Here is an 11607-nt window from a genome sequence, read left to right on the forward strand (position 1 = left end):
GCCTGCTGAACCTCTGCAGGTGCATACCTGTCGAAGGGTTCGAACTGACTCTGGAGAACCCCATGCCGCGCCTGATCGCTCTAATCCTTGCCCTTAGCCTACCCATGCTCGCTCAGGCCGCATCGCTGAACAATTTCGAGCTGAGCAAGACCCTCGAACGAGTCGCCCGGGAAAGCAGCGTTGGTACGCCACGGGCGATCAACGAAGACATTCTCGATCAAGGCTATAGCGTCGAAGGCAATGAACTGGTCAATCACCTGAGCGTGCGCCCCGACCACGCCGCACAAATGCGTGGCAATCCGGATAGCGTGCGCGCGCAGTTGGCCAACAGCGTGTGCCGCAACTCGGGCTATCGCCAGTTATTGGCGCGTGGCGCCGTCCTGCGTTACGAATTCAGCGAGTACAAGACCAATCGTCCGATCGTCAGCGAGCGCTTCAGTAACAGCGACTGCGGCCAATAGGCCGGCCGTCGGTCGTCGCAGCTGCATGGCAATCGGCGTTTTGCCTGTCGCGCCGATGACCCGACCACAGGGCACCTTTCAGGCAGTTCAGCGCAGGCATTCGGGCTTGCCCGTGCCGGCCAGTGCAGCCCGCTCCTCGTTGCTCAACAGCTTCTGTGCGGGGATGCCCGACACCTCTGCGACCGCTTGCAACACGTGCGCCCAGGTCGCCTGGTTGGCGAACAGCATGCCCGCCTCATCCAGGGTGCCACCGCGGTTGCGATAACCCAGCACGCGGTTGCAGCGGGCATCGCCGAGGATCGGCCAGAGATGCCCGCGCGCCACTTCCGGACGCATATGGGTCAGCAGCACGCGACGTGGATACTGCGCCGGGAACAACGCGTGGCAGAGTGCGGCCGGCGCCACGGCTTGTGCTTCCCAGCGATCGCGCGGTTCACGAAAACGCCCCGGCTCCTGCAGGTAAACCAGACGCCAGGCGCATTTCTTCGCGCTCAGGCGCACCGCAGCCCGGCGCATCTCGGTCAACTGATAAGCGCCGGTGGCGATCAGCAGCACGGGGTCGGCGCCCTCCTGCTGATCCAGCAGGAGGGCGCCATCACGGGCCAGTTGCTCGGCCTGCTGCTGATCGAACTGGGCCGGGCGCTCGCGCTTGGGGCTGACAATGCAAGCCAGTTGCCCGTGCGCCTGGTAGACCGCCGGCAGCAGGGCCAGCAGTGAATTATGGTCGGCCGGAAAGAGTACCCGCAGCATGTCGTTCATCTCGCCGAGCAGGGCCTCGCAGAAGCTGGTGTCCTGGTGCGATTGCTGGTTCTTGCCGTTCTCCCAGGTATGCGAAGTCGCCACCAGCGGCCAGCCAAGCCAGCCGGCAGGACGCCCCACTTCTTTCTGCTGCCGGGCGAAGATCAGGGTCTGGCGCACCGCGCCGAGCATCTTCACGCAGAAGGCTTCGTAACTCGCCACCAGGTTCAGACCGCCTTGATTGGCCAGGCAGGCGGACACCACCGCTTCCTCGTTGAGCACGGTAATAATCGCGCCATCCACGGCTTCCAACTCGCTTTCAGGCGCACAGACCCGGTGTTTGAGGGCCTGCAGAACGCCTTCCAGGCGATTACTGGCCAATTCATCCGGGTTGCCCACCCGCGGCCGCAGCTGCGGATTGGCCTGCACCAGCTCGACGAAAAAGCGGTCCAGCGCCGACATCGGCGAGCAGCTTTGCCCGTGGTAGTGCAGCTCGGGCAGTTGCAGCGCTACCGGCTGGCGTAGCGCCAACGGATGATCGCGCTCCAGCGCACGCTCGGCGCGCGCGCCACGAAATTGCGCGCAGACCCGGGTCAACTCGTCGGGCGCCACCCACAGAGCGGCAGCATGCCGATTGAATAGCGCACGCGCGGCATCATCCTGATGCGGATTGGCCGGCAGCGGCAGGTTGTGCGCGGCGTTGCTGCCGGCGCCATAGAAGCCGAAGCCTTTCTCGGTTTCGGCGATTGCATAGGGCATCGGCAGCGGGTAATGCAGGATGCCGCTGTGCAACTCGGCAACCCGATGCCCCAGCCGCTGCTCCATCTGCCACAGGGCGCAGACGAAGGCCGCCGGATCGCGCCCATCGAAGCTGATCGGATCGAAACCGCAGCGGCGCAGGTGCTGGCGAAACCCCTCCAATCCCGCCTGCGTGCCCAGCTCGGTGCGCTGTTCGATACGCCGGCCGTTGGCGATCATCACCGGCAGCGCCACCCCGCAATCTTCCGCCCGCCACCAGCGCGGCATCCAATCGCTGCCACGCTGCTCTTCGGCCGCGCCATCCGACAGGAAGACAACCAGCTTTTCACCGGGCAAAGGCAGGTGGCAGTACTGCAGTTCGGCAAAGCCGAGGTAACCCCCTTCGGCGATACCGCCAGCGGTATGCGGATTGACGTGACTGCCCAGGGGCACACCCGGCGCGCCGTCGGGCGCCTGGGCATAGCTGTAAAAATCTGCCACCAGCCGGCTCATGCCTGCTTCATCGCAGCCATAACGCGCGGCCTGCTCGGGGTGCTGGTTGGCGGTCAGCAGATTCAGCGCCTCGACCGCCGCCACACAGTGCCCCTGGCCCATCAGCCAACCACGGGTTTCCCCCGTCAGGGCGTTCAACGCCAGGTAGGCGGCGTAGCCGGGCACCATGTTCAAGGCACCGCCTGTATGTCCCTCGGGCTTTACCTTGAAGTCGTCAGGCTTCAGGGCCATGCCGTCCAGGCGCACGCGCCTGGCATAGGTCATGTGCACCACCAGCCATAACCCGGCGGCGTTCAGCCGGTCCAGTGCGCGCAGCAGGGCATAGACACTGGCGAGGTCGGGCTGCTGCCCAGCCTGCACCAGTTGATGGGCCATGCGAAAGACTGCCGCACGGGTTTCCGGACTATGCTGTACAGGGCCATAGCCCTGCTGCCAGGCGGCGAAGCCGGGCTCGACCAGGGCATGTGCGGCCAGCTCGCTGGCACTCGGCAATAGTTGCGGCATGGGCGCTCTCCTGGCGTTTTCGCCCAGTCTAGAACAAACCCAACAGCCGACACCCTGACCTGCATCAAGGTCGCTGCCCTCCGTTCGCGGCACCCTGTGATCATTCGCCCCCATCAAGGATTTCCACCATGGCACTGCTCAGCTTCCTTGGCGCCATCCAGCAAGTCACTGGTTCCTGCTACCTGATCGAAAGCCGCGATGGCGCCAAGGTGCTGCTGGAGTGCGGCATGCGCCAGGGCCGCCGCGAAGAGGAGGAAGGCAACCGTGCACCCTTCCCCTTCGACCCACTGGGCCTGGACGCCGTGGTGATTTCCCATGCTCATATCGACCATAGCGGCTTGCTGCCCAAACTGGCCGGGGCCGGTTATCGCGGGCCGATCTTCGCCACCGATGCCAGCTGTGAACTGATGGAACTGATGCTGCTGGATGCGGCGCAGATCCAGGAGAAGGATACCGAGTGGGAGAACAAGTGGCGTGCGCGCCTGGGCAAGCCGCCGCTCAGCCCGCTGTACACCACCGAGGATGCCGAGCAGGCGCTCAAGCAACGGCGCCCGCAGGCCTATGGCGAGCCAATCGAAGTGGCCAAGGGCGTACAGGTCACCTTTCACGATGCCGGACATATCCTGGGTTCGGCGATCGTCGAACTGCAGGTGCAGGATCATCACCTGACCCGGCGCCTGGTGTTTTCCGGCGACCTCGGCAACACCTGCTCGCCCTTGATGCATGCCCCGACCACGCTCGATCGCGCCGACCTGGTATTGCTCGAGTCCACCTATGGCGATCGCGATCACCGCAACAGCGACGACACCCTGGATGAACTGGCCGAGATTCTCCAGCAGGCCCATCGCGACGGCGGCAACGTGCTGATTCCGGCCTTCGCCGTCGGCCGTACCCAGGACCTGATCTATTACCTCGGGCGCTTCTACCAGGAAGGTCGACTGCCGCAGCAGGCGGTGTTCCTCGACAGCCCGATGGCCATTCGCGCCAACGCCATCTATTCGCGCTTTCAACACCTGTTCGACCCGGACGATCATGCGGCCATCGCGGACAAGCCCGCCAGGCGCATCGAGGACTGGCTGCCGATTCTGCGCTGCACGCCGACGCCGGAGGAATCCATGGCGATCAACCGGGTCAAGAGCGGCGCCATCATCATCGCCGGCAGTGGCATGTGCACCGGCGGGCGCATCGCCCATCACTTCAAACACAACCTATGGCGCGAGGATTGTCATGTGGTGTTCCCCGGTTTCCAGGCCAGAGGCACCCCGGGACGCGCCATAGTCGACGGCGCCAGCACGGTGAAAATGCTCCATCAGCGCATCGCGGTCAAAGCGCAGATCCACACCCTCGGCGGTTTCTCCGCCCATGCCGGGCAGTCGCAGTTACTCGACTGGGTCAGTCATTTCGACCATCACCCCGAGCTGTATCTGGTGCATGGCGAACTGGAGAAAATGCAGGTGCTGCAGAAAACCCTGCGCGAGCGCCTCAACTGGATTGCCAGTATCCCGGAGCCAGGCGAGCAGATCGCCATCTGAGCCCATGCGGGACACCTGCAGCCGGCCGAACCCGGGCCGCCCCTATAGGTGTGCAGGCGCGGGGCAGCAGTTGTTGCGTGGCCGTCATCGCCGACGGGGGCGTGACTGCTTTACCGACCCGCCCGGAGCGATCCCGTAGGGCGGCCCGGGCGGCGATCCGGGCGGAGCGGAGCGGCAACCCGCCAGCTTTGCGCCGGGCCGCGCCGCGCCGGTGAGCCATGGTCCACGCCTCCCCGCCCGGACGGCAGCAGACGAGAATTTTTCGCAGCCTCTCAACCCTCCTGCTTCGCACTGACGAACCGGTTCAAAATCCAGCCGCAGGTCAGCCGAATCTGGCGCTTCCGCCTACCCAGACTGGCGATATTCTGTAACCTGATCAACTATTTAGCCCGCCAAAGTGCAGGCTCCAGCCATACTCAGACTATGGCCGGGCTTTCACGACAGCGGAAGAAGCCGGCCGGCATCCTGAAAGGAGAAGTCGAATGCCTTACGAACCGGATGATTATCTATCCCGTCACTTCCAGACCAGCGGTATCGACCTAACCGACAAAGTCGACGAACTGGTAAACCTGGTCGCCCCTGGCGATAGCCCTAACCTGCCGCTGTATCGCGACATGCTGATCACGGTGATCCGCATGGCCCAAGCCGACCGCAATCGCTGGGACGCCAAGATCATGCTGCAAACCCTGCGGGAAATGGAGCACGCATTCAGCGCGCTCGAACAGTTCAAACGGCGGCGCAAAGTGACCGTATTCGGCTCGGCCCGCACGCCGCCCGATCACCCGCTGTATGCCTTGGCCCGCGAGCTCGGCGCCACCCTGGCGCGGCACGACTTGATGGTGGTCACCGGTGCCGGTGGCGGCATCATGGCAGCTGCCCATGAAGGCGCCGGCCTGGAAAACAGCCTGGGTTTCAATATCACCCTACCCTTCGAACAAGGGGCCAACGCCACCGTGCATGGCACCAGCAACCTGCTGTCATTCCACTTCTTCTTTCTGCGCAAGCTGTTCTTCGTCAAGGAGGCCGACGGCCTGGTGCTTTGCCCTGGCGGCTTCGGCACCCTGGATGAAGCACTGGAAGTGCTGACCCTGATTCAAACCGGCAAGAGCCCACTGGTACCCGTGATACTGCTCGATCAACCGGGGGGGAGTTTCTGGAAAGAGGCCATGGCCTTTATCGACAACCAACTGGTGGCTAACAGCTATATCCTGCCCAGCGACCTGCATCTGGTGCGCCTGGTCCACAGCGCCAGCGAGGCAGCCGACGAAATCGCGCAGTTCTATCGCAATTACCACTCCAGTCGCTGGCTCAAGGATCGCTATGTGATCCGTCTCAACCATGCGCTCAATGACGCGGCCATGCAGCAGTTGAACACCGAGTTCATCGGCCTGTGCAAGAGCGGTGGTTTCCAGCAGCAGGCTTATTGCGAATCCGAGCAGGACGAGCCGGAACTCTGTCATCTGACTCGCCTGGCATTCGCATTCACTAGCCGCGACCACGGCCGCTTGCGCGAACTGTTGAACCTGATCAACCAGCCGCAGCACTGGCAATAACCACGCTGATCAAGATTGGCAAGCGAGTTTTCCGCAACCCATGCCGCCAGCAGAGTCGTGCAAACAACCAGCGTCCAGAAACACAAAACCCGGCGCACAGGCGCCGGGCTCACAGGGCATCTCAGTCCAGATCGAGACCGCGCAACAAGCGCCCGATCAGATCCAGTGGGTAGCCGCGATAACTGAGAAAGCGGCCCTGCTGAGCATGTTCACGGGCGTCGCCCGGCCGCTGACCGGCAAACTTGCGGCGCCAGGTCTGTTCCAGCTGCTCGCGCCAATCGATGCCGCAGTCGGCCAACGCCTGCTCGACATCGGCCCGCGGCAGGCCGCGCTGGATCAGTTCTTCACGAATACGCAGCGGCCCATAACCGGCGCGCGCACGATAACCGACAAAGCTTTCCAGATAACGCGCCTCGGACAACAAGCCCTCTTGCGCCAGGCGCTCGAGGGCGGTGTCGATCAGCTCGAGTGGGGCACCGCGCTTAGCCAGTTTGCGGGTCAACTCGACACGCCCATGCTCACGACGCGCCAGTAGATCCATGGCCGCGCGGCGCACCGCGACGAGGTTATCCAGTACGACAGGCATGTTCTACGAGTCAGGCCTCGGCGGTGGCCAGATCGCCTGCGCCAGCCTTGACCGGCGGGCTGACTACCAGCAGTTTCTCGCGGATCAGGCCCTCGATGGTGCGTGCCACTTCCGGGTTGTCTTCCAGGTACTTGGCCGAATTGGCCTTGCCCTGACCGATCTTGCTGCCCTGGTAGCTGTACCAGGCACCGGATTTTTCCAGCAGGCCGTGCTGCACGCCGAGGTCGATGACCTCGCCATTGCGGTAGATGCCCTTGCCGTAGAGGATCTGGAATTCGGCCTGACGGAACGGCGGCGCCACCTTGTTTTTCACGACCTTGACCCGGGTTTCGCTACCGACCACCTCGTCACCCTCTTTCACCGCACCGGTGCGACGAATGTCCAGACGCACCGAGGCGTAGAACTTCAGGGCGTTACCACCGGTGGTGGTTTCCGGGCTGCCGAACATCACGCCGATCTTCATGCGGATCTGGTTGATGAAGATCACCAGGCAATTGGCATTCTTGATGTTGCCGGTGATCTTGCGCAGCGCCTGGGACATCAGGCGAGCCTGGAGGCCCACGTGCATGTCGCCCATCTCGCCTTCGATTTCCGCCTTCGGCACCAGGGCCGCCACCGAGTCGATGACGATCACGTCGACGGCATTGGAACGCACCAGCATGTCGGTGATCTCCAGCGCCTGCTCGCCGGTATCCGGCTGCGATACCAGCAGGTCGTCGACATTGACGCCCAACTTGCCGGCGTATTCGGGATCCAGGGCATGCTCGGCATCGACGAAGGCGCAGGTCGCGCCAAGTTTCTGCGCCTCGGCGATCACCGACAGGGTCAGGGTGGTTTTACCGGAAGACTCGGGGCCGTAGATCTCGACGATCCGGCCTTTCGGCAGGCCGCCAATGCCCAGGGCGATGTCCAGACCGAGCGAACCGGTGGAAATGGCCGGAATCGCCTGGCGATCGTGATCGCCCATGCGCATCACCGCACCCTTGCCGAATTGCTTTTCGATCTGGCCCAGGGCTGCCGCCAGGGCGCGCTTCTTATTCTCGTCCATTGAAGTCCTCACGTAATAAAGAAGGGCCTGCTAGCGGCCACTAACAACTGTATAAGTAGACAGTATTATTCCACAGGGCAAGTCGCCCGCCTACCCCGCATTTGGATTTTCTTGCGCGACCAGGTGCAATAGCCCCGCCAGCGCGGCTTCGACCGTTTGTCGGCGAATTTCGCTGCGATCGCCAGCGAACTGTCGACGCGCACTGAACAGCTGCTCGTCGTCACCCCAGGCCAGCCACACGGTGCCCACCGGCTTCTCCGCCGAGCCGCCATCCGGCCCGGCCACGCCACTGACCGCCACCGCATAACGCGCCCCGCTCTGCGCCTGGGCACCGCGCACCATGGCCTCGACCACCTCGCGGCTGACCGCACCCACCTGGCCGAACAGCTGCTCCGGCACCGCCAACTGCTTGGTCTTCTGCGTGTTGGAATAGGTGACGTAACCGGCCTCGAACCAGGTCGAACTGCCGGGAATCCGGGTAATCGCTTCGGCAATGCCCCCACCGGTGCAGGATTCGGCGGTACTCACCTGGGCGCCTTGCGCCTGCAACCGCTGCCCCAGTTCGGCCGCCAAACGGGTCAGGTCCTGCTCATTGACGATCATCTGCACTCCGGGGTTAAAGCCTGCCAGGGGGATACCGTACACTAGGCGCTTTTGCGATTCAGCCGGACAGTTAAAACGATGAGCCAAAGCGACCTCAGTTCTCACACGCCCATGATGCAACAGTACTGGAGGCTGAAGAACCAGCACCCGGATCAGCTGATGTTCTACCGCATGGGCGACTTCTACGAGATCTTCTACGAGGACGCGAAAAAGGCCGCCAAGCTGCTGGATATCACCCTCACCGCCCGCGGCCAGTCGGCCGGCCAGGCCATCCCCATGTGCGGGATCCCCTATCATGCCGCCGAAGGCTACCTCGGCAAACTGGTCAGGCTCGGCGAGTCGGTGGTCATCTGCGAACAGATCGGCGACCCGGCCACCAGCAAGGGGCCCGTGGAACGCCAGGTGGTGCGCATCATCACCCCCGGCACGGTCAGCGACGAAGCGCTGCTCGACGAGCGTCGCGACAACCTGCTGGCCGCCGTGCTCGGTGATGAGCGCCTGTTCGGTCTGGCCGTGCTGGATATCACCAGCGGCCGCTTCAGCGTGCTGGAAATCAAAGGCTGGGAAAACCTGCTGGCCGAACTGGAGCGCCTCAACCCGGTCGAGCTGCTGATTCCGGACGACTGGCCGCAGGGCCTGCCGGCAGAAAAACGCCGTGGCTGCCGCCGCCGCGCACCCTGGGATTTCGAACGCGACAGCGCGCACAAGAGCCTCTGTCAGCAGTTCGCCACCCAGGACCTGAAAGGCTTCGGCTGCGAGAGCCTGAGCCTGGCCATCGGCGCCGCCGGTTGCCTGCTGGCCTACGCCAAGGAAACCCAGCGTACCGCCCTGCCGCACTTGCGCAGCCTGCGCCATGAGCGCCTCGACGATACGGTGATTCTCGACGGTGCCAGCCGCCGTAACCTGGAACTGGACATCAATCTCGCCGGCGGCCGCGAGAACACCCTGCAATCGGTGGTCGACCGTTGCCAGACCGCCATGGGCAGTCGCCTGCTCAGCCGCTGGCTGAATCGCCCGCTGCGCGACCGCACGATATTGGAAGCGCGCCAGGAATCGATCGCCTGCCTGCTCGAGCGCTACCGCTTCGAGACCCTGCAGCCGCAGCTCAAGGAAATCGGCGATCTGGAGCGCATCCTCGCGCGGATCGGCCTGCGCAATGCCCGGCCGCGCGACCTGGCGCGTCTGCGCGACGCCCTGGCCGCCCTGCCCACGCTGCAAATGGCCATGGCCAATCTCGACTCGCCGCACCTGGCCGACCTGGCGGGAATAGTCGGCACTTACCCGGAGCTGGCCGAGCTGCTGGCCCGCGCCATTATCGACAACCCGCCCGCGGTGATCCGCGATGGCGGCGTGCTCAAGACCGGCTACGACGCCGAGCTGGACGAGCTGCAGTCGCTCAGCGAAAACGCCGGCCAGTACCTGATGGACCTGGAAGTGCGCGAGAAAGCCCGCACCGGCCTGGCCAACCTCAAGGTCGGCTACAACCGCGTGCACGGCTACTTTATCGAACTGCCAAGCAAGCAGGCCGAGTCGGCCCCGGCCGACTATATCCGCCGCCAGACCCTGAAAGGCGCGGAACGCTTCATCACCCCCGAACTCAAGGAGTTCGAGGACAAGGCCCTGTCGGCCAAGAGCCGGGCCCTGGCCCGGGAAAAGATCCTCTACGAAGAGCTGCTGGAACGCCTGATCGGTCACCTCGGCCCGCTGCAGGACAGCGCCGCGGCCCTGGCCGAACTGGACGTGCTGAGCAACCTGGGCGAGCGCGCCCTGAGCCTCGACCTCAACTGCCCACGCTTCGTCGACGAACCCTGCATGCGCATCGACCAGGGCCGTCATCCGGTGGTCGAGCAGGTGCTGACCACCCCATTCGTGGCCAACGACCTGAGCCTGGACGATGACACCCGCATGCTGATCATCACCGGGCCGAACATGGGCGGTAAATCCACCTATATGCGCCAAACCGCGCTGATCGTGCTGTTGGCCCACATCGGCAGCTTCGTTCCAGCGAAAAGCTGCGAGCTGTCGCTGGTCGACCGCATATTCACCCGCATCGGCTCGAGCGACGACTTGGCCGGCGGTCGCTCGACCTTCATGGTGGAAATGAGCGAGACCGCCAATATCCTGCACAACGCCACGCAGCGCAGCCTGGTGCTGATGGACGAGGTCGGTCGCGGCACCAGCACCTTCGACGGCTTGTCGCTGGCCTGGGCAGCGGCCGAGCAGTTGGCCAGGCTACGCGCCTACACGCTGTTCGCCACCCACTACTTCGAACTCACGGTCCTGCCGGAAAGCGAACCTCTGGTGGCCAACGTCCATCTCAATGCCACCGAGCACAATGAGCGCATCGTCTTCTTGCACCATGTACTGCCCGGCCCGGCCAGCCAGAGCTATGGTTTAGCTGTCGCGCAACTGGCCGGCGTGCCCGGCGAAGTGATTCTGCGCGCCCGCGAACATCTGGCACGCCTGGAAACCACCAGCCTGCCCCATGATTTGCCACGCCACGAGCCCGGCCAGCAGGCGGCTCCGCTGCAAAGTGATATGTTTGCCAGCCTGCCGCACCCGGTGCTGGAGGAATTGATCAAAATCAACCCGGATGATCTGACTCCGCGCAAAGCGCTGGAACTGTTATATACATGGAAAGCGCGAGTCTAACGCCCGCGCGCACAAGCTGTTAGAATCGCGCGCGCTCTGGGATGCTGCGGCCTACTAGCCTGGCGTCGCAGCCATAGCTTCCCGAGCCTAGGGGCTGTTTATGGAAAACAGTCCCCGTGCCGTAGCCTGAGGAGAGAATTAGAAATGACCTTCGTCGTCACCGACAACTGCATCAAGTGCAAGTACACCGACTGCGTGGAAGTCTGTCCGGTGGACTGCTTCTACGAAGGCCCGAACTTCCTGGTGATCCACCCGGACGAGTGCATCGACTGCGCACTCTGCGAGCCGGAGTGCCCGGCCCAAGCGATCTTCTCCGAAGACGAGGTACCGGAAGATCAACAGGAATACATCGAGCTCAATGCCGACCTGGCTGAAGTCTGGCCAAATATCACCGAAAAGAAAGAAGCGCTGCCTGATGCTGAAGAGTGGGATGGCGTGAAGGACAAGCTGCAACACCTGGAACGCTAAGGCTCGACCGGCGCTCACTGAAAGACCCGCCTTGCGCGGGTTTTTTGCTTTCTTGCAGGCAAAAAAAGGGGCGGTATTACCCGCCCACTCTTTTGTCCCTATTCCCTGTATTCCCTGCTCATCATCCTGATGAAACCACATCCTGCGGTTGTCCTGGCTGCAATCCGTTGCGGCCTGTGCCAGTCCCTCGGCACAGGTGTAATACTAGCGC

Annotated in this window: 9 protein-coding genes; 5 read left to right on the plus strand and 4 right to left on the minus strand. The window is 63.5% G+C overall.

Going from position 1 to position 11607, the window contains the following annotated elements; translation table 11 throughout:
- Positions 1-62: 62 nt before the first annotated feature.
- Complete coding sequence (locus ABZE94_RS15985) at positions 63-461, plus strand: quorum-sensing-regulated virulence factor family protein (RefSeq protein ID WP_372876482.1); 399 nt, start codon at positions 63-65, stop codon at positions 459-461.
- A gap of 87 nt (positions 462-548) precedes the next feature.
- Here the strand turns inward: ABZE94_RS15985 and ABZE94_RS15990 are convergent, their stop codons facing one another.
- On the minus strand, positions 549-2954 hold the full coding sequence (locus ABZE94_RS15990; protein WP_372876475.1) for a xylulose 5-phosphate 3-epimerase: 2406 nt from the start codon (positions 2952-2954) through the stop codon (positions 549-551).
- A 128-nt stretch (positions 2955-3082) separates the two neighbouring features.
- Between ABZE94_RS15990 and ABZE94_RS15995 the strand changes: the two genes are divergently transcribed.
- Positions 3083-4486, plus strand: coding sequence for an MBL fold metallo-hydrolase RNA specificity domain-containing protein (locus tag ABZE94_RS15995; RefSeq protein WP_372876476.1), 1404 nt, complete (start codon positions 3083-3085; stop codon positions 4484-4486).
- A 482-nt stretch (positions 4487-4968) separates the two neighbouring features.
- Complete coding sequence (locus ABZE94_RS16000; protein ID WP_372876477.1) at positions 4969-6039, plus strand: LOG family protein; 1071 nt, start codon at positions 4969-4971, stop codon at positions 6037-6039.
- Between the two features lie 121 nt (positions 6040-6160).
- Here the strand turns inward: ABZE94_RS16000 and recX are convergent, their stop codons facing one another.
- The 3 genes from recX to ABZE94_RS16015 form a co-directional block, all read right to left on the minus strand.
- Positions 6161-6625 (minus strand): recombination regulator RecX, encoded by a 465-nt coding sequence (gene recX, locus ABZE94_RS16005; protein ID WP_372876478.1) that lies wholly within the window; start codon positions 6623-6625, stop codon positions 6161-6163.
- A 10-nt stretch (positions 6626-6635) separates the two neighbouring features.
- Positions 6636-7673 carry a recombinase RecA gene (gene recA, locus ABZE94_RS16010; protein WP_372876479.1) on the minus strand — a complete coding sequence of 346 codons (1038 nt, stop codon included), beginning with the start codon at positions 7671-7673 and terminating at the stop codon, positions 6636-6638.
- 90 nt (positions 7674-7763) lie between these two features.
- A complete protein-coding gene (locus ABZE94_RS16015) occupies positions 7764-8276 on the minus strand; it encodes a CinA family protein (RefSeq protein ID WP_372876480.1) in 513 nt (170 codons plus the stop codon).
- Between the two features lie 78 nt (positions 8277-8354).
- On the opposite strand from ABZE94_RS16015, the gene mutS reads away from it, so the two are divergent.
- Both mutS and fdxA read left to right on the plus strand, forming a co-directional pair.
- On the plus strand, positions 8355-10928 hold the full coding sequence (gene mutS / locus ABZE94_RS16020; RefSeq protein WP_372876481.1) for a DNA mismatch repair protein MutS: 2574 nt from the start codon (positions 8355-8357) through the stop codon (positions 10926-10928).
- Positions 10929-11072: 144 nt separating this feature from the next.
- Positions 11073-11396 (plus strand): ferredoxin FdxA, encoded by a 324-nt coding sequence (fdxA, locus tag ABZE94_RS16025; RefSeq protein WP_090500306.1) that lies wholly within the window; start codon positions 11073-11075, stop codon positions 11394-11396.
- The last annotated feature ends 211 nt before the right edge of the window (positions 11397-11607 follow it).

It is taken from the genome of Pseudomonas sp., from assembly GCF_041601375.1.
GTDB lineage: Bacteria > Pseudomonadota > Gammaproteobacteria > Pseudomonadales > Pseudomonadaceae > Aquipseudomonas.

Excerpts from the sequence above, each read along its gene's own strand:
- ABZE94_RS15985 (WP_372876482.1), top strand. The coding sequence starts at position 63 with ATGCCGCGCCTGATCGCTCTAATCCTTGCCCTTAGCCTACCCATGCTC.
- ABZE94_RS15990 (WP_372876475.1), bottom strand. The coding sequence starts at position 2,954 with ATGCCGCAACTATTGCCGAGTGCCAGCGAGCTGGCCGCACATGCCCTG.
- ABZE94_RS15995 (WP_372876476.1), top strand. The coding sequence starts at position 3,083 with ATGGCACTGCTCAGCTTCCTTGGCGCCATCCAGCAAGTCACTGGTTCC.
- ABZE94_RS16000 (WP_372876477.1), top strand. The coding sequence starts at position 4,969 with ATGCCTTACGAACCGGATGATTATCTATCCCGTCACTTCCAGACCAGC.
- recX (WP_372876478.1), bottom strand. The coding sequence starts at position 6,625 with ATGCCTGTCGTACTGGATAACCTCGTCGCGGTGCGCCGCGCGGCCATG.
- recA (WP_372876479.1), bottom strand. The coding sequence starts at position 7,673 with ATGGACGAGAATAAGAAGCGCGCCCTGGCGGCAGCCCTGGGCCAGATC.
- ABZE94_RS16015 (WP_372876480.1), bottom strand. The coding sequence starts at position 8,276 with ATGATCGTCAATGAGCAGGACCTGACCCGTTTGGCGGCCGAACTGGGG.
- mutS (WP_372876481.1), top strand. The coding sequence starts at position 8,355 with ATGAGCCAAAGCGACCTCAGTTCTCACACGCCCATGATGCAACAGTAC.
- fdxA (WP_090500306.1), top strand. The coding sequence starts at position 11,073 with ATGACCTTCGTCGTCACCGACAACTGCATCAAGTGCAAGTACACCGAC.